The sequence below is a fragment of the Streptomyces sp. R11 genome (genome assembly GCF_041051905.1).
Taxonomy (GTDB): Bacteria; Actinomycetota; Actinomycetes; order Streptomycetales; family Streptomycetaceae; genus Streptomyces.
Map to the genome: position 1 here is coordinate 2,131,926 of NZ_CP163432.1, position 19,062 is coordinate 2,150,987.

23 protein-coding genes are annotated in these 19,062 nt (G+C 70.9%); 4 read left to right on the top strand and 19 right to left on the bottom strand.

The genetic code is table 11. The annotated features are described in order from the left end of the window. Positions 1-31 precede the first annotated feature (31 nt). Together AB5J55_RS09730 and AB5J55_RS09735 are read right to left on the bottom strand one after the other, a co-directional pair. Positions 32-1,480, bottom strand: coding sequence for an alkaline phosphatase PhoX (locus AB5J55_RS09730; RefSeq protein ID WP_369270264.1), 1,449 nt, complete (start codon positions 1,478-1,480; stop codon positions 32-34). 204 nt (positions 1,481-1,684) lie between these two features. After that, on the bottom strand, positions 1,685-3,118 hold the full coding sequence (locus tag AB5J55_RS09735) for a hypothetical protein (protein ID WP_369270265.1): 1,434 nt from the start codon (positions 3,116-3,118) through the stop codon (positions 1,685-1,687). A gap of 316 nt (positions 3,119-3,434) precedes the next feature. On the opposite strand from AB5J55_RS09735, the gene AB5J55_RS09740 reads away from it, so the two are divergent. Continuing rightward, positions 3,435-5,261: an endonuclease/exonuclease/phosphatase family protein gene (locus AB5J55_RS09740; protein WP_369270266.1), complete on the top strand. Its 1,827-nt coding sequence runs from the start codon at positions 3,435-3,437 to the stop codon at positions 5,259-5,261. 13 nt (positions 5,262-5,274) lie between these two features. Here the strand turns inward: AB5J55_RS09740 and AB5J55_RS09745 are convergent, their stop codons facing one another. The 7 genes from AB5J55_RS09745 to AB5J55_RS09775 form a co-directional block, all read right to left on the bottom strand. Beyond that, complete coding sequence (locus AB5J55_RS09745) at positions 5,275-6,018, bottom strand: SRPBCC domain-containing protein (protein WP_369270267.1); 744 nt, start codon at positions 6,016-6,018, stop codon at positions 5,275-5,277. 16 nt (positions 6,019-6,034) lie between these two features. Then, positions 6,035-6,643 (bottom strand): ArsR/SmtB family transcription factor, encoded by a 609-nt coding sequence (locus AB5J55_RS09750; RefSeq protein ID WP_369270268.1) that lies wholly within the window; start codon positions 6,641-6,643, stop codon positions 6,035-6,037. A 98-nt stretch (positions 6,644-6,741) separates the two neighbouring features. Then, positions 6,742-7,443: an antibiotic biosynthesis monooxygenase gene (locus tag AB5J55_RS09755; RefSeq protein WP_369270269.1), complete on the bottom strand. Its 702-nt coding sequence runs from the start codon at positions 7,441-7,443 to the stop codon at positions 6,742-6,744. 191 nt (positions 7,444-7,634) lie between these two features. Further along, entirely contained in the window at positions 7,635-8,207 is a 573-nt protein-coding gene (locus AB5J55_RS09760; RefSeq protein WP_369270270.1) for a DUF3618 domain-containing protein, read from the bottom strand. Beyond that, positions 8,204-8,623 (bottom strand): phage holin family protein, encoded by a 420-nt coding sequence (locus AB5J55_RS09765; protein ID WP_369270271.1) that lies wholly within the window; start codon positions 8,621-8,623, stop codon positions 8,204-8,206. The genes AB5J55_RS09760 and AB5J55_RS09765 overlap by 4 nt, the downstream gene beginning before the upstream one ends. Positions 8,624-8,676: 53 nt before the next feature. Beyond that, on the bottom strand, positions 8,677-9,372 hold the full coding sequence (locus tag AB5J55_RS09770; RefSeq protein WP_369270272.1) for a hypothetical protein: 696 nt from the start codon (positions 9,370-9,372) through the stop codon (positions 8,677-8,679). Then, positions 9,369-9,512 (bottom strand): hypothetical protein, encoded by a 144-nt coding sequence (locus tag AB5J55_RS09775; protein WP_369270273.1) that lies wholly within the window; start codon positions 9,510-9,512, stop codon positions 9,369-9,371. Before AB5J55_RS09775 ends, AB5J55_RS09770 begins: the two co-directional genes overlap by 4 nt. Positions 9,513-9,673: 161 nt before the next feature. On the opposite strand from AB5J55_RS09775, the gene dapA reads away from it, so the two are divergent. Further along, entirely contained in the window at positions 9,674-10,576 is a 903-nt protein-coding gene (gene dapA / locus AB5J55_RS09780; protein ID WP_369270274.1) for a 4-hydroxy-tetrahydrodipicolinate synthase, read from the top strand. Here dapA and AB5J55_RS09785 read toward each other — a convergent pair whose 3' ends face one another. The 7 genes from AB5J55_RS09785 to AB5J55_RS09815 all read right to left on the bottom strand — a co-directional run bounded on the left by AB5J55_RS09785 (position 10,577) and on the right by AB5J55_RS09815 (position 15,501). Then, on the bottom strand, positions 10,577-11,812 hold the full coding sequence (locus tag AB5J55_RS09785; protein ID WP_369270275.1) for a WD40 repeat domain-containing protein: 1,236 nt from the start codon (positions 11,810-11,812) through the stop codon (positions 10,577-10,579). Continuing rightward, positions 11,809-12,366 carry a SigE family RNA polymerase sigma factor gene (locus AB5J55_RS09790; RefSeq protein WP_369270276.1) on the bottom strand — a complete coding sequence of 186 codons (558 nt, stop codon included), beginning with the start codon at positions 12,364-12,366 and terminating at the stop codon, positions 11,809-11,811. Before AB5J55_RS09790 ends, AB5J55_RS09785 begins: the two co-directional genes overlap by 4 nt. Positions 12,367-12,539: 173 nt before the next feature. After that, positions 12,540-12,737, bottom strand: a complete 198-nt coding sequence (locus AB5J55_RS09795; RefSeq protein WP_363034196.1) for a hypothetical protein — start codon at positions 12,735-12,737, stop codon at positions 12,540-12,542. 239 nt (positions 12,738-12,976) lie between these two features. Beyond that, positions 12,977-13,966: a 2,3,4,5-tetrahydropyridine-2,6-dicarboxylate N-succinyltransferase gene (gene dapD / locus AB5J55_RS09800; protein ID WP_369270277.1), complete on the bottom strand. Its 990-nt coding sequence runs from the start codon at positions 13,964-13,966 to the stop codon at positions 12,977-12,979. 212 nt (positions 13,967-14,178) lie between these two features. After that, entirely contained in the window at positions 14,179-14,727 is a 549-nt protein-coding gene (locus AB5J55_RS09805; protein WP_369270278.1) for a TetR/AcrR family transcriptional regulator, read from the bottom strand. Beyond that, positions 14,727-15,047, bottom strand: a complete 321-nt coding sequence (locus AB5J55_RS09810; RefSeq protein ID WP_369270279.1) for a multidrug efflux SMR transporter — start codon at positions 15,045-15,047, stop codon at positions 14,727-14,729. The genes AB5J55_RS09805 and AB5J55_RS09810 overlap by 1 nt, the downstream gene beginning before the upstream one ends. A gap of 64 nt (positions 15,048-15,111) precedes the next feature. Beyond that, the gene (locus AB5J55_RS09815) at positions 15,112-15,501 is read right to left on the bottom strand and encodes a winged helix-turn-helix transcriptional regulator (RefSeq protein ID WP_369270280.1); all 390 of its coding nucleotides are present in this window, start codon (positions 15,499-15,501) and stop codon (positions 15,112-15,114) included. A 104-nt stretch (positions 15,502-15,605) separates the two neighbouring features. On the opposite strand from AB5J55_RS09815, the gene AB5J55_RS09820 reads away from it, so the two are divergent. After that, positions 15,606-16,013: a RidA family protein gene (locus AB5J55_RS09820; protein ID WP_369270281.1), complete on the top strand. Its 408-nt coding sequence runs from the start codon at positions 15,606-15,608 to the stop codon at positions 16,011-16,013. Positions 16,014-16,064: 51 nt separating this feature from the next. Here AB5J55_RS09820 and AB5J55_RS09825 read toward each other — a convergent pair whose 3' ends face one another. Next, the gene (locus AB5J55_RS09825; protein ID WP_369270282.1) at positions 16,065-16,958 is read right to left on the bottom strand and encodes an endo alpha-1,4 polygalactosaminidase; all 894 of its coding nucleotides are present in this window, start codon (positions 16,956-16,958) and stop codon (positions 16,065-16,067) included. Positions 16,959-17,342: 384 nt separating this feature from the next. Between AB5J55_RS09825 and AB5J55_RS09830 the strand changes: the two genes are divergently transcribed. Then, positions 17,343-18,164 (top strand): AbfB domain-containing protein, encoded by an 822-nt coding sequence (locus tag AB5J55_RS09830; RefSeq protein WP_369270283.1) that lies wholly within the window; start codon positions 17,343-17,345, stop codon positions 18,162-18,164. A gap of 87 nt (positions 18,165-18,251) precedes the next feature. Here AB5J55_RS09830 and AB5J55_RS09835 read toward each other — a convergent pair whose 3' ends face one another. Together AB5J55_RS09835 and sufU are read right to left on the bottom strand one after the other, a co-directional pair. Then, complete coding sequence (locus tag AB5J55_RS09835) at positions 18,252-18,584, bottom strand: metal-sulfur cluster assembly factor (RefSeq protein ID WP_328428541.1); 333 nt, start codon at positions 18,582-18,584, stop codon at positions 18,252-18,254. Continuing rightward, a complete protein-coding gene (gene sufU / locus AB5J55_RS09840; RefSeq protein WP_328882426.1) occupies positions 18,581-19,048 on the bottom strand; it encodes a Fe-S cluster assembly sulfur transfer protein SufU in 468 nt (155 codons plus the stop codon). The genes AB5J55_RS09835 and sufU overlap by 4 nt, the downstream gene beginning before the upstream one ends. Between the last annotated feature and the right edge of the window lie 14 nt (positions 19,049-19,062).

Genomic DNA, 19,062 nt, shown 5'->3' on the forward strand with positions numbered 1-19,062 from the left:
AGGCGCAACTCGGGCCGGGCGACCGAATTAATTACCGCCGCTGCCGCTTCCAGGGCCCCGTGATGGCGAGCATGATGCCCGGCGTCTGGATATTGGCGTACAGCGTCCGGCCGTCGCACGAGAACGTGACGCCGGCGAACTCGCTGTACTCCGGCTCCTCCTCGGTGCCGATGTTCAGCTCGTTGCGGGCGATCGGGTACGTGCGGCCGCTGTCGGTGGCGCCGAAGAGGTGCTGGACGCCCTCGCCGTCCTCGGCGATGACGAGGCCGCCGTACGGGGAGACGGTGATGTTGTCCGGGCCGTCGAAGGCGCCGTCCTTGGACGGGTCGGGGTTGACGCCGAGCAGGACCTTCAGGGTGAGGGTGCGGCGCTTGGGGTCGTAGAACCAGACCTGGCCGTCGTGCCGGCCGGGGCTCTCCTCACGGGCGTACGAGGAGACGACGTAGGCACCGCCGTCGCCCCACCACATGCCTTCCAGCTTGCGGGCGCGGGTGATCTCGCCGTCGGCGAACTGCTTGCGCACGGGCGTGGTCCTGGCGTCGCGGTCCGGGACGTCCACCCAGTCGACGCCGTACACGGTGCCGATCCTGGTGGCCCGGGAGAGGTCGTCGACGAACTTGCCGCCGGAGTCGAAGCACTTGGGCGCCTGGAGGACACCGGCGTCGTCGGCCAGCTTGCGGAACGTGCCGCGGCCGTACTCGAAGCCCTTCGGCGGGGTCCAGCGGAAGAACAGGCCGTTGGGCGAGGCCGCGTCCTCGGTGAGGTAGGCGTGGCCGCGCTTGGGATCGATGACGACGGCCTCGTGGTCGTAGCGGCCGAAGAACTTCAGCGGCTTGGGGTCCTTGTTGGCGCGCCGGTCGATGGGGTCGACCTCGAAGACGTAGCCGTGGTCCTTGGTCATGCCGTTGGTGCCGGCCTTGTCGGAGTTCTCCTCACAGGTCAGCCAGGTGCCCCAAGGGGTGCTGCCGCCCGCGCAGTTGGTGGAGGTGCCCGCGATGCCGACCCATTCGGCGACCTGCCCGCCGGGGCGGACCTCGACGACGGTGCAGCCGCCGGCCGCGGCGGGGTCGTACACGAGGCCCTCGGTGAGCGGGACGGGGTGGTCCCAGCCGGCGCGCGGGCCCTTCAGCTCGTGGTTGTTCACGAGGAGGGTCGTGCCGCGGGGGCCGTCGAAGGCGGCCGTGCCGTCGTGGTTCGAGGGGGTGAACTCGCCCGACTCCAGCTTGGTCCTGCCGCTGTAGGTGATGATCCGGTACTTGAACCCGGCGGGCAGTGCGAGGAGGCCCTTCGGGTCCGGGACGAGGGGTCCGTACCCGACACCGCCAGCGTGGGCGTCCGCGGACTTCTCGCTCGCGGTCTCGGACTCCGTGGACGCGAGCGCGTTCGGCGCGGTGGCGAGAACGCCGGCGCTGCCCGCCAGCGCGACACCGGCCCCGGTGATCGCGGAATTCCTGGCGAAGTCCCTGCGGGTGAGCGACATGCTGGCTCCTGTGACAGTGGGTGCCGTGGAGGGTGGCGGACGTCGAGACGGCGCAACGCTCCCGCCCACGCCTGAACACCGGTTGAACACCAGTCATCCTCAGGGCACACGCTTACCTGATAGAACACCGGGCGCGTGCAACGCGCTGAGGGGGGCGGGGAACCGTGCGAGCAACCGCGACGACGCCGCACCCGCGACTCAGGCTCAGCCCCCCTGTTGCGACCGCGCCTTGAAGGCGGCCTTCCTCGCTTCCTTCGCGATCTTCTTGTCCGGATGCAACCGCCCCATCGCCTCCAGCACATCCGCCGTGGCCGGATGCTCGACCCGCCAGGCCGCCGCGAAGAACCCGCTGTGCTGCGCGGCCAGTCCCTCCACCAGCGCCCGCAGCTCGTCGGAGTTCCCCTCGGCCGCGAGCTGCGCGGCAAGCGTGTCGACGGTCAGCCAGAACACCAGGTCCTGGGAGGGCGGGGGCACGTCGGAGAACCCCGCCTCGGTCAGCCAGACCCGGGCCAGCCCACCCAGCTCCGGATCGTCGAGGACCTCCCGCAGCGCCGGCTCGGCCTCCGCGCCCACCAGGGACAGCGCCTGCTGGCAGCGCAGCCGCCGCAGCGGCGCCCCGGCGTCCAGGCCTCGTGCCGCCGCCAGCAACTCCCGCGCCGCGGCCAGGGGTTCGCGGCGGGCCAGCCACTGCACGGTCTCGGCGTGCGCAGCGGCCTGCGGGAAGGTGGCCGTGCCGTCGAGCAGCGCGTCGGCGCCCTTGTCCGCCAGGTCCCCGACCGCGGGCGACTCGAACCCGGCCTCCAGCAGCCGCGCCCGCAGCCCGTACAGCCCGAGCGGGGTCAGCCGCACCATGCCGTAGCGCGACACGTCGGTGTCGTCGACGGCGGCCGCGGCCTCCTCGGCGCCCTCGACGTCCGCCATCAGTGCCTCGTCCACCGGCTGGTACTCCACCAGGCCGACCGGCTCCAGCAGCCGGAACTGGTCGTCCAGGCGCATCATCGCGTCGGAGACCTGCTCCAGCACGTCGTTCGTGGGCTCGCCCATGTCGCTGGGCACGATCATCGACGCGGCGAGGGCCGGCAGCGGCACGGGGGCGTCGCCGGGCCCGTCCTCGCTGACCGTCAGCAGGTAGAGGTTGCCGAGCACTCCGTCGAGGAACTCCGCCTCGGCCTCGGGGTCCCAGTCCAGCGTGGAGAGGTCGATCTCGTCGCCCGCGTCCATGGCGTCGACCAGGTGGTCGAGGTCGGGCACGCTCGCGTCCGCGAGCACCGTCTCCAGTGCGCCGAGCCACACCCCGAGCACGTCCTGCGGCGAACCGCCGGTCAGCAGCGCCAGATCCGCGCCCGTCGCGACGGTGCCCGCCTCCTCGTCGACGATCTCCACCAGCCCGGTGTCGACGGCCACGCGGAAGGCCTCACTGGCGTACGCGGCGGCGTCGTCCCCGCTCAGCCCGAGCACCTCGGCGGCGGCCGGGAGCTGCTCTTCGAGGAGGCCGCCCCCGGCGTCGACCCGGGTGTCGGGCCCGGCCCAGCGGGCCAGCCGTGCGGCCCGGGCGAGCAACGGCGTGGACAGCGCGTCCCGCGCCAGCTCCGCTTCGGGATGCAGCCGCACCGGCGGCAGGGGGGAGCTGTCTGACATCGGCTGGTTCTCCTCGGGCGTTCCGCAGGGCCGTAGGCGTCACGGCCCAGCCGCTCCACTTCACGGCTCAACCGCTCAGCCTAGACGGGTTTCCACCCATGCCGCCCGGTTCATCTCCCCGTCGGGCGGTGTACATGGCCGAAACCTTGACAACTGGCCCGAGCAGGCAGGAGATTGACGCGCGTAGAAATCGAGCGGACATCTGTTCACTGTATTTTCTACGCGCGTCGCCGCCGCCCCACAGGTCGCGCCTGCACCCACCGTTCCACGCACCACCCTCGTCCCGGCGCCCACGTATGTCCCCGGAGGGATCCCGTTGCCGAGCAAGAAGTCCGCGCGTCTCGCCGCGCTCACCGTCGCCGCCGTCTGTTCCGCGGCGTCCACCGTTGTCCTCACCGCGCCCGCGCACGCCGACTCCGTGCGCATCCATGACATCCAGGGCAGCACCCGCATATCCCCGTACGCCGGCAAGCAGGTCACGGACGTGGCCGGAATCGTCACCGGCGTACGCACCTACGGCTCGTCCAGAGGCTTCTGGATCCAGGATCCGGACGCCGACGCCGACCCGGCCACCAGTGAGGGCGTGTTCGTCTTCACCAGCTCCGCTCCGAAGGTCGCCGTCGGCGACTCGGTCCTGGTCGCCGGCACGGTCGCCGAATACGTCCCCGGCGGCGCGACCTCCGGCAACCAGTCGCTGACCGAGATCACCAAGCCGACGGTCACCGTCGTCTCCAGCGGCAACGCCGTCCCGGCCGCGACGGTCGTCGACGAGGACTCGGTGCCGGACGGGTACACGCCGGCCGGCGACGCGGCCGCGAAGGGCTCGATCGACGGCCTGACGCTGCGGCCGTCGAAGTACGCCCTGGACCACTACGAGTCCCTGGAGGGCATGAACGTCGAGGTCGCCGACGCCCGCGTGGTCACCGCGACCGACGACTTCTACGAGCTGTGGGTGACGGTGAAGCCGTGGGAGCACCGCAACCGCCGCGGCGGCACGGTCTACGGCTCCTACGACTCCCAGAACACCGGCCGGCTGCAGATCCAGTCGCTCGGCCCCGGCGCCGAGTTCCCGGTCGCGAACGTGGGTGACACCCTCACCGGCACCACCACCGGCCCGCTGGACTACAACCAGTTCGGCGGCTACACCCTCGTCGCGAGCGAGCTCGGCACCCTCAAGAGCGGTGGCCTCGAGCGGGAGACGACCCAGAAGCAGCGACGCGACGAGCTGGCGGTCGCGACGTACAACGTCGAGAACCTCGACCCGTCCGACGCCACGTTCGCCGAGCACGCCTCCGCGATCGTGAACAACCTCCAGTCGCCCGACATCGTGTCCCTGGAGGAGATCCAGGACAACAACGGCGCGAAGAACGACGGCACGGTCGCCGCCGACCAGACGGTGGGCAAGCTGATCGACGCGATCGTCGCGGCGGGCGGCCCGGCCTACGACTGGCGTTCCATCGACCCGGTCGACAAGGCCGACGGCGGCGAGCCGGGCGGCAACATCCGCCAGGTGTTCCTGTTCAACCCGAAGCGGGTCTCCTTCACCGACCGCGCGGGCGGCGACGCCACGACCGCCGCCGGTGTGACCAAGGCGCAGGGCAAGGCGGCCCTGACGGTCTCCCCCGGCCGTATCGACCCGGCGAACGCGGCCTGGACGAACAGCCGCAAGCCGCTGGCCGGCGAGTTCGTCTTCCGTGGCCGCACGGTCTTCGTGATCGCCAACCACTTCGCCTCCAAGGGCGGCGACCAGTCGCTGCACGCGCAGTACCAGCCGCCGACCCGCAGCTCGGAGACCCAGCGTCACCTCCAGGCGACCGCGGTCAACACCTTCGTCAAGGACATCCTGGCCGTCCAGAAGAACGCGGACGTCGTCACGCTCGGCGACATCAACGACTTCGAGTTCTCCGGCACCACCAAGCTGCTGGAGGACGACGGCGCGCTGTGGTCGGCGATCAAGTCGCTGCCCAAGAGCGAGCGTTACTCCTACGTCTACCAGGGCAACGCCCAGACGCTGGACCAGATCCTGGTCAGTCCGTCGATCCGGCGCTCCTGCGACTTCGAGTACGACAGCGTGCACGTCAACTCGGAGTTCAACGACCAGATCAGCGACCACGACCCGCAGGTGCTGCGGTTCCGCCCGTAACCTCCGATGAGGTTCAGGACTGGCTGAACACGCCGTTCAGCCAGTCCTGCCAGGCGGCCTCGACCGCCTTGGCGTCGGCGCCCGGGGCGAAGTCGTGCACGGAGATGCCGACCGGGTAGCCCCAGTGGTTGCGGCCGAAGAAGCGGATCATGGCGTCGTCCGTGCGCAGCCCGAGGAAGTACGGGTTGCGGAAGTCCACCACGGCGTCGAGGAGTCGGCCCTCGGGGCCGCGTGCCTGGACCCGCGTCCCCTCGGCGGTGTCGTCCCCGAGGCCGAGCGCGCGGCCCACGGCGACGAAGGCATCCGCCGTCTTGGACGTGTCGGGCCCGTCGAAGGTCGTGAAGGCGACGACCGGGCGTCCGCCGAACTCCGTCAGGTACTGACGCAGCGTGTGCAGATAGAAATCGGTGTGCCGGCCGGCGGCGTCGTACTGGTTGTCCCAGTCCTCGACGAGGATGCCGCTGTGCACGTACCGCACCCAGGCCCGGCGGCCCCCCTCACGCGGCTCGATGGTGTAGTCGAGCTGGTTGAGGCTCTGCTCGGCGATGCCCTCGACGTCCTCCGTGCGGTTGGTGTAGCGGTGCGGCGGGTCCCAGGCGGTGACCGTGGAGCCCATAGCGCCCTTGCCGCCGACACGCGGCTCGGGCGGCTCGGACGGCCACATCCAGCCGCCGGTGTTGTTGGTGATCGCGTCCCACACCTGCTCCGGCGTGGCGTCGACCTCGAACTCGCGGGCGATCTCGAATTCCTTGGACATGGTGGGCTCCTGCTGATTACTGGTCGAGTGCGGGGTTCGGCTGGTCCTTGACCGTGGGGTGTACGGCGACCACGATCCGGTGATCGCGGCCGCCCTCCGCGTCGGGCGCGTCGTACTTGTGGATCAGCGCGCTCACGCCCGCCGTCAACTCCTGGATGAACGCGGCCCGTTCGGCCGCCGAGGCGAACCGGACCTCGCCGTCCAGGGCGTACGTCGCCAGCCGCTTGCGGGCCTTCGCGGCGCCGGTGATCAGCGAGCCGACGTCCCGGACGAGCCGGGCGCCGAGCGCGAGCAGCCAGCGGGCGGAGAGCTGGTCGCGGAAGCGGTCCGGGTCCGGCTGCACGGAGGCGAGCGCGAGCGGCGAGATCACGTACGACGCGGCGGTCGCCTGCATCAGCCGCTCGGTGACATTGCCCTTGCGGCGCTCGCCGGCCAGCTCCACCAGTCCGTGCCGCTCCAGTGCCTTGAGGTGGTAGTTCACCTTCTGCCTGGGCAGTCCGACCTTGCCGGCCAGCATGGCGGCCGACGCGGGGCCGGCCGCCAGCTCGGCGAGCAGCCGGGCCCTTGTGGGGTCCAGGGAGACGGCTGCGGCCTCGGGGTCCTCGATCACGGTGACGTCCAGCATGCGTCCACCGTCTCACCGAAAACTTTTTTTGTCCAGACGGTTGGAGTTTTCGGTGAGGGGACGTCTTTGGCCTGGTCGGTACGGCGACCCCGGCGGCGTCACTCCGGGACGAGGCCGACGGCGTGGCCGTACCGGCTGACCGTGCTGCTCTTCAGTCCCGGCCAGGTCTGGACGCGGTGCCACAGCTCGGTCGCCGAGCCGATGCCGTCGCCCGGGGCGGCGAGGGCGTCGATGTGGTCCGCGGCGCTCTCCCACTCGGCGTAGTTGAGGACGCGGGTGCCGTCGGTGCTCAGGTGGAAGTGGGCGGAGATGCCCCCGGGATGGGGCTCCGGCTCGCTCTCCAGCGCCTCGAAGACGGCGTCCACCCAGGCGCGCTGCCGGTCGGGGTCGGGTCCCTCGAACTCGATGTCGACGATCACGATGCAGCCGGGGACGCGGGTGTCGCCCTCGCGAGTGCCGCTGCGGTAGTGCCGGTACCGGCCGAGTCCGAGCCGCTCGATGCCCGGTACGGCGGTGTCGATCTCGTCGTTGCGCTCCTGGCGGTGCGTCTTCACGAACGCCTCGTAGGCCTGCTCACTGCGCCACTGCGAGTAGTGCAGGAGGGTGGCGGCGTCGTGCCCGGTGTAGACGTGGTAGCCGAGCAGACCATCGGCGGGCCAGGGGCGGCGCTCCCAGGTGCCGGCGATCGCCTCGACGGTCTGCTGCTGCCGCAAGGGGGTGCCGACCCGCCAGGTGCTGAAGAAAGGGGCGCCGATCTCGGGGCGGGTGAGGTCGGGGGGAGCGTCGGTGCGACGGGTCATGGAGGCCTCCGGCGTCGGTGGTCATGCGTGCACTGAACACCTTTCGACCTCAACCGGACTTGAGGTCAAGTGGCCCTGGGAAGGCGGGGTTCACGAGATCGCACGGGGCGGCACGGGAGCGAGTCCACACAGAACGGCGCGGGACCGGTGACCGGTCCCGCGCCGCCTCGCCGTCTCCCTCGATCGGCGTCTCAGCGGTGCCCGTTGTGCCGGCGCCGCAGCATCTGCGCGGCGATCACAGCGCCCACGGCCGCGCCGGCGATCAGCACGGGCCGCGGATTCCGCAGTCCGGCCTGGACGGCGCTGCGCACGGGGCGCGGCACGCTGTGCTCGACCACATGGCCCGCGTGCGTCGCCCTGCCCTGGACGGTGTGCCCGGCCTGGACCGCCCGGTCCTGCACCGTGTGCCCGGCGTGCGTCGCCTTGTCCTGCACGACGTGCCCGGCGCGTGCGGCCTGCTCCTGCACCACGTGCCCGGCCTGGACGGCGCTGCTGCGCAGTTGCACGGTCATCGCGCCCGCCTTGTCCTTGAGGTCGGCAGCACGCGCCAGGGCTCGGCCCTTCACATCCGCCTTCCCGGCCAACTCCGCCACGGTGTCGCCGAGTTCGCTGCGCGTCCGCTCGATCTGGCTGCGCAGTTCCTCGGGCCCCTTGGCCCCTGCGCTCGCCTTCGCTGCCGCGGACTTCCCCGCGGCAGCGGCCTTGGCGGCGCCCTTCTGCGCGGCCTTTCCGCCGCCCGTCGCCCCCGCCTTGCGGTCCGTCATCGGTGTGCCCTTTCCTTGATCTCCTCGACATCGGCCCTGACGCTGTCGATGGCCTCCTCCGGCGTGGGGGGTACGGCGCGCCGCAGCCGGGCGCGGCCGGTCGCGGCCAGCAGACCGGCGAGGGCGAACAGGATCCCCGTCACGATCAGCGCCGCTGCCCACACGGACAGCGTCAGCGAGAGTGCGGCGGTGGCTGCGGCGGCCAGGAACAGCAGACCGGCGTACGCGACGGCGCCCGCCGCGCCGAGCAGCCCGCCGCCCGTGCCGGCGCGTCGGCCCTTCTCGGCCAGCTCCTCCTTGGCGAGGGCGACTTCCTGTCGTACGAGCCGGGAGAGCTGTTCGCCTGCCTGCCCTACGAGTTCGCTCACCGAGTGGTGCCCGTCGGGCACCCGCTCGGGGGTCGTGGACCCGGTCACGGTGTTCCGCCTCCTCTCGATTCGGAACACCCGGGTACCCGGTGCCGGCCCCGCTATCCCTTCTCTCCACTGTCCGGTGCGCGCCCGCCCAGCCGGGCCAGCTGGGCCTGGAACCAGTCGAGGCGGGCCTGCAACAGCGCGGCCTCGGCGGCCAGTTCGGGCACACCCAGCCCGTCGGCCGCGGCGAGGCCGGCCACGGGCGCGACGGACACCCCCTTGGCGGCCACCACCCGCAGCCGCTCCCCGGCCAGCCGTGCGAACCCCGCGAGCGAGACGGACGTACGACCGCGCAGGCAGCCGGCGCAGGACGGGGCGAGTGCCCGCCAGCCGGGGCGGCCCCAGCCGGCGTCGGCCAGTGCGGCGGCGACCGTACCGCAGGCGCACGGGCCGACGGTGGCGGTGCGTACCCGCTGACGGGCGTAGCGGAAGCCGCGCTCGAAGCGCAGGTAGCGGCCCAGCACGGTGACTTCGAGCAGCACGGCCGCCCGGTGCTCGGCCGTGCAGAGCAGCGCCTCGGCGGCCGTACGGTCGTGCACACAGTGGAAGCCGCAGTCGCAGCGGCGGTTCGGCGCCCGGTGCCGCAGACCGTAGACGCAGGACGCGTCGGCCAGCACTCCGTACGGCAGCGCGCCGCCCAGCGACACACCGGTGAACCCGGCCCGGGTGCCGTCCTGGGACAGCATCGGGTGGGCGATCTTGTATCCGGTCGGCGGCTCCGTCGGGCGTTCCTCCGGAAGCCGCAGCCTCATCGGGCGGCCGGGACCTCTTCGGGCGCGGACGCCTCGGCGACCTCGATCTCCCCGATCTCCTGGGCGAGTTCGAGCTGTTCGTCACGGTCCTGCGGCCGCTCTTCCGCGACGCCGGTGGCGAGTGCCTTGCCGAGCTTCATGACGCCTCCATGACCAGGGGTCGTTGACCTTCCCGGCCATGGTGACCCATGACGCCCGACTTTGGACATAGGGCAAGTCCCCCCACGCCGAAGCAACGCTTATCAATACCCGATAGAAGAATTAAGTGGAGCTACGACATGACAGAGCCGACACTACTACCATGACGACCGCCACCGCCTCCGCCCCTCCCTTCGGCCGGGCCCTCTGCGCCATGATCACGCCCTTCACCGAGGCGGGATCCCTCGACCTCGACGGCGCCCAGCGTCTGGCCGACCGGCTGGTGACCGAGGGGTGCGACGGTCTCGTGCTCTCCGGCACGACGGGCGAGTCGCCGACCACCTCGGACGCCGAGAAGTCGGATCTGATCAGGGCCGTCCGGGAAGCGGTGGGCGACCGGGCGACGGTCGTCGCGGGCGTGGGCACCTTCGACACCCGGCACACCGCCGAACTCGCCCTGGCGGCCGAAAAGGCGGGCGCCGACGGCCTGTTGGTGGTCGCGCCGTACTACAGCAAGCCCCCGCAGGACGCCGTCGAGGCGCACTTCCGTGAGATCGCCGACGCGGCCGGACTGCCCCTCGCGCTGTACGACATCCCCGGCCGCACCGGCACGCGGATCGAGCCGGAGACGCTGATCCGGCTCGCCGAGCACCCCCGGATCGTCGCGGTGAAGGACTGTTCCTTCGACTTCCTCGGCACCCAGAAGGTGCTAGCCCGCACGGAGTTGGCGTACTACGCGGGCTGCGACGAGCACAACCTCGCGCTCTACGCGGTCGGCGGCACCGGATACATCAGCACGGTCGCGAACGTCGTGCCGTCCCAACTCCGTGCGGTCCTCGACGCGTTCGAGGCGGGCGACACCCCCGTGTCCGCCCGCCTCCAGCAACGTGCCACCCCGCTCATCGAGTCGATGATGGCGGCCGGCCTGCCCGGCGCGGTCACCGCGAAGGCCCTGCTCAATGAGCTCGGCCTGCCCGCGGGCCCGGTCCGCGCACCGCTGCGGCCCGCCGGCCGCGAGGCGGTCGACGGGCTGCTGGCGGCGTACGAGGAGCTCACCGCGGACTGATCAGCGGCGTGCGAAGACCGGCTCCCACCCCTGTCGTTTCTCGTCCTGGTCCGGCTCACGCACACCGCTCAGGGGTACGACCTTGTCGCTGCCGATCGTGACCAGCACGAGCCGGGGCCGGTACGTCTCCTCCAGGCCGGTCGCCCTCTCCCAGGCGATGAGTCGCCGGTCGTCGGCCCAGGCGAGCAGCTCGGCCCCCCGGACCCGGGTGATCTCCCTGCCGGTCCGGGGATCACTGACCTTGGAGTAGCTCCTGCCCGGGTTGCCGTCGACCTCCTTCGTCAGGCCGCCGGCGGCGAGCCTGCCGTTCGGGGACAGGCGCGCGCCGACGTCCGAGCGCAGATACTTCTCGTCCGCCGGTGGCGCGACCTTGTTGCCCCTCAGGTCGTAGAACTGCTGGAGTCCGTCCTGGCTGCCGATGTACCGCGCGTACACGCCGTCGCCGGTCCGGCTGTACGCGAAGTCCTGCCGGGCGTTGATGTTGGTCTCGGTCGCGACAGCACTCCAGGAACCCTCGCCGGAGGCCACGTCGAGGTCGTAGAAGCCGGACCGGCTCGACCGGCCGTACTTGGACTCCCACTCCCACACCGGCCCGTCGTTGCTGATCATCTTCTCCTTGACGCGCAGATCGGGGTTCTCGCCGTACGTCGTCGCGACGAGCCTGCTCCCGTCGTGCGAGAAGGCAAGCCCGCCGACTCCGCGCTGGACCGGGATCCACCGCTCGACCTTCCCCGTCGCGAGGTCGAGCAGGCCGATCCGGTTCGCTGGCAGGTTGTGCTCCAGCACGGCCGCGGTCTTCAGGCCCGGGGCGACGGCGACGAAGGACCACCGGGTGTCCTTCTCGTACTTCCCGGTCTCCGGATCGATCAGCCAGTAGGTGCGCACCATGGCACCCCGCTTGTCGGTCTGGGCGCGGAATTCCGCCGTGGAGTAGGCGGCCAGCACCGCGTCCCCCGCCCCGATCAGATCGCGCGGCGGCGACTGGTCCGGCCGGGCGTGGACGCCGCGCCCCTCCAGAACGCTCGCGGGACGTATGTCGCCCTTGCCGACGTCCAGCATCGGCACCGCCACGCCGACGGCGACCACGGCCGCGGTGGCAGCGGCGACGGAGGCGATCCGCCGGGTGCGGCGGCGCCGGCGGGTGTTGAGCACCCGGTCGGCGAACCCCGGTCCCGCCGACGGCTGTTCGGTGGCCAGCTCCCGCAGGGAGTCACGCACGAGGTCCTCGACGTTCACGGACGCACCTCCACGGGTGAGAAGTCACGGGACGGCTGCGGTCCGGCGGCCGCCGGGTCCAGGGCTGCCAGTTCCGGCGCGAGCGAACGCAGCCGGGCCAGCGAGCGGTGGGCCGTGGACCGTACGGTCCCCACGGAGCAGCCGAGAATCCGGGCCACGTCGGCCTCGGGCAGGTCCTCGAAGTAGCGCAGCACCAGTACGGTCCGCTGCCGCGCGGTCAGCCGCGCCAGCGCGCCCCGCATCAGCAGCCGCAGGTCGGCGGCGGACGCCGCGTCCGGGCTCGCGCCGCTCTCGGGCAACTCGGCGACGGTGAGTTCACGCCGGGGCCACTTCAGCCGCCAGCGGCTGATCTGCTGCCGGTACAGGATCTGGCGTACGTACGCCTCCGGCTCGTCGATCCGATGCCAGCGGCCGGCCGCCCTGATCAGGGCGTTCTGCAGCAGGTCCTCCGCGGCGTGCCGGTCGCCCCCGGTCAGCAGCACGGCCGTCTTCAACAGCGCTGACGACCGATTCTCCACGAACTCCCGGAAGCTCTCCTGGGCTTCGGCATCCATCGTCACCTTCTCTTCCCCCGGACGGGCCGGGTACCCGCCTCCTACCCCTTGTGACGCGTGCGGTGTGCTTCCGCTATGCCGGCGCACAGAAACAAGTTCGCGCACGCGGCGGGGCCCGTACCGCCACCCTGTGCGCTACGGGCCCCGCCCACCTTCACTGCGTCAGCGCGCGATCAGCCCCACTTGTACCCGTCGCCGAAGAGCAGGAAGTGCTCCAGCACATCCTCCATCGGATCGTCCACCTGCCCCACGTTGACCAGCCCGATGCGGGGCCCGTTGTGCGAGCCCGTGTTGGTCTCGTCGGCATACGCGGCCCCGGCCGGCAGCCAGCACGCCGCCCCCGCGGCCAACGTCCCCACCACCAGGCGCACTACAACCCTGGCCCGCGCCCTCGTCTTCACTCGACCCACCATCGGTCCTCATCTCGTCGGTTCGGCGTGTGATCGGAAACTGCGTCGACCTGTTCATCTGCCCGGACCGCGGTGAGGTCACGTGGAGTAACCCGTACGTGAGCGCGTCGCGTCGGGCCGCCACACGACAAGCGCCCTCCCACGAGCCGGGTCCGGCTGTTGGAGGGCGCTCGGCGACGGGAGTCCGAGGGACGTCGCGGTCAGTTGTGGCTGTGCAGGATCTCGTTCAGACCGCCCCACACCGCGTTGTTCGGGCGGGCCTCGACCGTGCCGGTGACCGAGTTGCGGCGGAAGAGGATGTTGGAGGCGCCGGAGAGTTCGCGGGCCTTGACGATCTGGCCGTCGGGCATCGTGATGCGGGTGCCGGCGGTGACGTACAGCCCGGCCTCGACGACGCACTCGTCGCCCAGTGCGATGCCCACGCCCGCCTCGGCGCCGATCAGGCAGCGCTCGCCGATGGTGATGATCACGTTGCCGCCGCCGGAGAGCGTGCCCATCGTCGACGCGCCGCCGCCGATGTCCGAGCCGTCGCCGACCACGACGCCCGCGGAGATACGGCCCTCGACCATGGACGTGCCGAGGGTGCCGGCGTTGAAGTTGACGAAGCCCTCGTGCATGACGGTGGTGCCCTCGGAGAGGTGGGCGCCCAGGCGGACCCGGTCGGCGTCGGCGATGCGCACGCCCTTGGGAGCGACGTAGTCCGTCATCCGCGGGAACTTGTCGATCGAGGTGACCTGGAGGTGCAGGCCCTCGGCGCGGGCGTTCAGGCGGACCTTCTCGACGTCGTCGACGGCGACCGGGCCGAGGGAGGTCCAGGCGACGTTGGCGAGGAAGCCGAACTGGCCGTCCAGGCTCAGGCCGTGCGGCTTGACCAGGCGGTGGGAGAGCAGGTGCAGGCGCAGGTACACGTCGTGCGCGTCGATCGGCTTCTCGTCGAGCGAGGCGATGACCGTGCGGACCGCGACGACCTCGACGCCCCGGCGTGCATCCGGCCCGATCGCCTTCGCGGCGCCCTCGCCGATCAGCTCGACGGCCCGCTCGGCGGACAGCCGCTCGCTGCCGGAGGGACCGGGCTCGGCGACGAGCTCGGGCGCGGGGAACCAGGTGTCGAGAACAGTGCCGTCAGCAGCGATCGTGGCAAGGCCGGCTGCCACGGCGCCGGTGGTACGAGGAGCAGTCGTGTCGGTCATGAGGGCAACCTAACCGGCAGGGGGCCGCCCGGGCCAACCGACGGGAGGGGCGTCTCAGGGTACGGGCCGCTGGTGGACGTCGCGGCTGCCCGCTCCGGCCAGCGGCCCCCGGGGAGCGCAGCCCGCCTCCGGCAGAGAGACACGCCACCGGCCAGGGCATCGCACCGCCGCCCAGGCATCGCACCCTGCAGAGGGTCACACCCCGTCGAGACTCACCCAACCCGCCCGGGAATCACCCGCCGCAGCACCTCACACGCATACCCCTCGTCATACGGCACCTCAGTCAGCAGCACCTGCAGACAGATCCCGTCCATCAACGCCACCAGCGCCCGCGCGGTGACCGCGTCCGTGCGCCGGGACAGTCGGTCGGCAAGGTCCTGTGCCCACTCGGCGGCGACCGGGCGCAGGGCGGGGCGACGCAGGGCGGCGAGGTAGAGCTCGTACTCCAGCTCCACGCCCGTGCGGTCCCCCGCGAGCCACTCGCCCATCCAGCCGGCGAGTTCGGCGGCCAGGTCGGTGTCCGGGTCCGCCAGGCCGCCGCGCGAGGCGATCACCTTGGCGAAGCCCTCGTTGGCCTGGCGAAGAGCTGCGACCAGGAGATCGTCGAGCGTCTTGAAGTGGTACGTCGTGGAGCCGAGCGGCACGTCCGCCTCGGCGGCGGCGGTGCGGTGGCTGAGCCCCACGATGCCCTTCTCCCCGACGACCCGGATCGCCGCGTCGATGATCCGCTGGCGCCGCTCGGGGTCATAGCGACGGGGCATCAGTGCGCTCCTCCCAGGTTCAGCACCACCACGCCGGCGATGATCAGCGCGATACCCGCGGCCTTGGCGGCCGTCATCCCCTCCCCCATGAACAGGATCCCGATGGTGGCGATGGCCGCGGTGCCGACGCCCGCCCAGATCGCGTAGGCCGTGCCCACGGAGACGGTCCTCAGGGTCTGGGCGAGCAGCGCGAACGAGACGACGTATCCGAGGGCGGTCAGCAGCGACGGCCAGAGCCTGCTGAAGCCTTCGCTGTACTTCATGGATGTGGTGGCGGCCACCTCGGCCGCTATGGCTCCGGCGAGCAGCAGGTATCCCATGTGTACGAGCGTACACAACGACGGCGACAATTGCGTACGGGCGTACACAACACCCTCCGCACACCTACGGTTTCCGCGCCTCGAAGTGCCGCCGGGACGTCTCGATGTCCCCGAGGTACCGGTGGGTCCAGTCGCACATGCCGTCGATGGTCACGCGCAGGGCCTGGCCCGGCTCGGTGAGGGTGTACTCGACGCGTGGCGGCACCGTGGGGTGCACGGTGCGCTCGACCAGGCCGTTGCGCTCCAGCATGCGCAGGTTCTGGGTGAGCATCTTGTGGCTGATCCCGTCGACCTCGCCACGCAACTCGCTGAAGCGCAGGGTCCCCTCCCCCAGGGCCTCGATGATCAGCAGAGCCCATTTGTTGGCTATGTCCGAGAAGATCTCCCGGGCCAGGGAGTCCGCGCGCGTCACGTCCGCCTGGTCCAGCGAGCCGCTGAACTGCTTGGTTCCCATGAGGTTCCCCAGTCACCGAAAAGTGCGTTCTTCCATGTCAGCGTCCACTCTCCTATGGTTCCTGAGTAACCACAAGTGAGCACGAGACGGAACGGACGGACGACATGGCCATCACTCTGGTGAACCCGAGCGGACTGGTGGAGGTCGGCGCCTACCACCAGGTGTCGATCGCGAGCGGCTCGAAGCTGGTCTTCGTCGCCGGGCAGGTCGCATGGGATGCGGAAGGCGTCGGGGTCGGAGCGGGCGACCTCGCCGCGCAGGTCGAGCAGTGCTACCTCAACGTCGGCACCGCCCTGGCGGCGGCGGGCGCATCCTTCGACGACGTCGCGAAGCTGAACGTCCACGTCGTCGACTGGACCCCCGACAAGATGCCCCAGCTCATGGAAGGGATCACCCGGGCGGCCACCAAGCTGGGAGTCACCGCCGCCCCGCCGGCCACGCTGCTGGGCGTCGCGGCACTGGACGTGCCCGAGCATCTGGTCGAGATCGAGGCCACCGCGGTCCTCGACTGACTCACTGAGCCCACGCCTGGACGGGCGCCGTCCGGGGCGAGTGGGCCCCGGTCAGCAGGTACTGCGGCGGTACGCGTCCTCCCCCGCCGGTACGACGTCCAGGTCGCGCAGGACCACCGACAGCTTGTCGCCCCACTCCGCACACGCGGCGGCGAGGCCGTCCCGCCGGTATTCGATGTCGAAGACGCGGTCGTCGTACGCGTCCGCGTAGACGTCGCACTCGTCGTACTGTCCGCATTCCTCGGCCACCGCGAAGTCGAAGCCGATGCCGCGGCCCTGTCCGGCCAGTTCGGCGGCGTTCTTCTGGCCGATCGCCAGGCCGGCGGCGTGGGCCCGGGCGGCGATCAACTTGCCGAAGGCCACGTTGTCGTCGGTGGTCAGCAGACCGTCGGACCGCTCGTGCGAGTCGAGGTTGTCGGCCTCGACCGCCTGGAACCCGGCGGCGGCACAGCCGTCGATCCACTCCCCCACGACATCGGCGAGCCGTTCACGCTTGGCGGGTGTCGAGATGTCCAGGACGACCTCGTCCCAGTCCCGGTCGACGACCAGCGAGTCGTCGGCGTCCCGCAGCAGCAGGTCGGGATGGCGGTCCTCCCACCAGTCCTCGGTGTCCGGCTGGGCCTGGAAGGCGTTGACGTAACAGATGTTGTAGACCCCCGGCGCCGGTCTCGCCGCACGGTCGCGGGAGACCGCTCGTACGCCGGCGGGCGGCCGGTAGGCCCCGCCGATCTGGTAGTCGAAGGCGACCCCCGGCTCGGGCAGGACCACCTTCCCCGAACCGCCGGTACCGGGCGCCGTCGGGGCGGTGGAGCTGCCCGGCTCGTCGGCGTCCCCACCGCCGGACGACGTACATCCGCCCGCGGCCGCGGCGAGCGCACCGCACAGAAGTGCGGCCGCGAGCGCGCGGCGGAGGGCACGGGGTGCGCGGTGGGCGCGGTGGGCCATGATCGGAGGGCTCCTGTCGGTGTGTGCTCGTGCGCGGTGTGTGCACATGTGCCGCCCGGCCATGATGCCCTGCTGCGGGCCCGAGCCCCGTGGTGGGGGCTACGACGGCTTGGCTGCACTCATGGCCATTGCGGACCTGACCGGAACACCAACACACCGTCACCCAGGCAGAGTTGATTGCCCATCAGCAACCACGCGCCAGGGCCGCCGACGCCTGCAACCCCACCCCCCTCCCCCCTGAAACCGACTTAGAAATCAATCTGGATACGGGCCGTTCCAAACAGCTGCTCCAGGGTCACCTGGTCCACTAGTGTTTTACCGTTCACATACCGGGCCTTCGCAGCCGCGGTCGTCGCCCCATGACGCCGCTGGGGGGAACAGCGCATGCCAGAAAACAAGTCCCGGCCGCCTCAGGACCAACCTTGGGAGAACGGCTGGGCTCCGGACACCTCCCGGGCGCCGGGGACGCGCCGCCTGTGGCTGGCGGGCGGGATGGCGGTGGCGACGATCGTCGCGTGCGCCACGGCAATCGTCGTGATGGAGAGGGCACCTGACGCGCAGACACGCTCGGCACCGGCCGACGACAACACGACGCTCCCCGGCCTGATCTCCTTCGCCACACCCTCGGAGACTCCCCCGAAGGGCAAGAGCGGCCTGTCGACAGCCGAGGCCACGACCAGAGCCCCCCGCCAACAGGACGTCGGCACCCCCAAGCCCGCGCCGAAGCCGTCCAAGTCGCCCTCCCGCGAGGCCGGTTCATCGGCCGCCCCGAAGCCCCCGACCGCCACGACCTGGCGATCCTTCCGCTCGGTCAACTACCCCGACCGCTACTGGCACGTGAGCGGCGGTCAGGTGGCCCTGGACCCGGTCCGCGGTTCCGAATCCCGCGAGGACTCCACCTTCAAGCAGGTGAAGGGGCTGGCCGACAGCTCCTGTTACTCCTTCGCCACGCACGACGGCGCCTACCTGCGCCACCGCAACTTCGTGCTGCGCGCCGAACGCCACGACGGCTCCGCCCAGTTCAAGCACGACGCCACCTTCTGCCCCCGCGACTCGTCCCACTCCGGCGCGACCATGCTGGAGTCGGTCAACTACCCGGGCTACTTCCTCCGCCACAAGAACTTCGTCGTCCGCCTCGAGCGCTTCGAGTACAGCTCCCTGTACCTGGCGGACTCGTCGTTCCGGATGGTCGGCGGGCCGGCCTGAGCCACCCCCGGGTACGAGCACAGGAAAGCGGCGGCACCCGGAAGGTGCCGCCGCTTTGTCCGTGAGGGGGGAGTCTCGGACCCTGGATCAGACGTTGAACCCGAGCGCCCGAAGCTGCTCCCGCCCATCATCCGTGATCTTGTCCGGTCCCCACGGCGGCATCCAGACCCAGTTGATGCGCAGCTCGTTGACGAGGCCGTCCGTGGCGGACTTGGCCTGGTCCTCGATGACGTCCGTCAGCGGGCACGCCGCCGAGGTCAGGGTCATGTCGAGCGTCGCGATGTTCGCGTCGTCGATGTGGATGCCGTAGATGAGGCCGAGATTGACGACGTCGATGCCCAGCTCGGGGTCGACGACGTCGTACAGCGCCTCACGGACCTCTTCCTCCGAGGCCGGCTTCATCTCCACGGTGTCACTCATGCCGTCTTCCTTTCGGCGTCGGCGTCGCCCAGCGCCTGGGCCGTCGCGTCCTTCCACGCCATCCAGCTCAGGAGGGCGCACTTGACCCGGGCGGGGTACTTGGAGACTCCGGAGAAAGCGACCGCGTCCTCCAGAACCTCCTCCATCGCGTCGTCGGGCTCGAGCTTCCCCTTGGACTGCATCAGCTCCAGGAAGGTCTCCTGGATCTTCTGCGCGTCGGAGAGGTCCTTGCCGACGAGGAGTTCGTTCAGTACGGACGCGCTCGCCTGGCTGATGGAACAGCCCTGGCCCTCGTACGAGACGTCCTCGATCTTCGTGCCGTCGTACTTCACGCGCAGGGTGATCTCATCGCCGCACGTCGGGTTGACGTGGTGCACCTCGGCGTCGCCATCCCGCAAGCCCCGCCCGTGCGGGTTCTTGTAGTGGTCCAGGATGACTTCCTGGTACATCGAATCCAGCTTCATGCGATCGCTCGTCC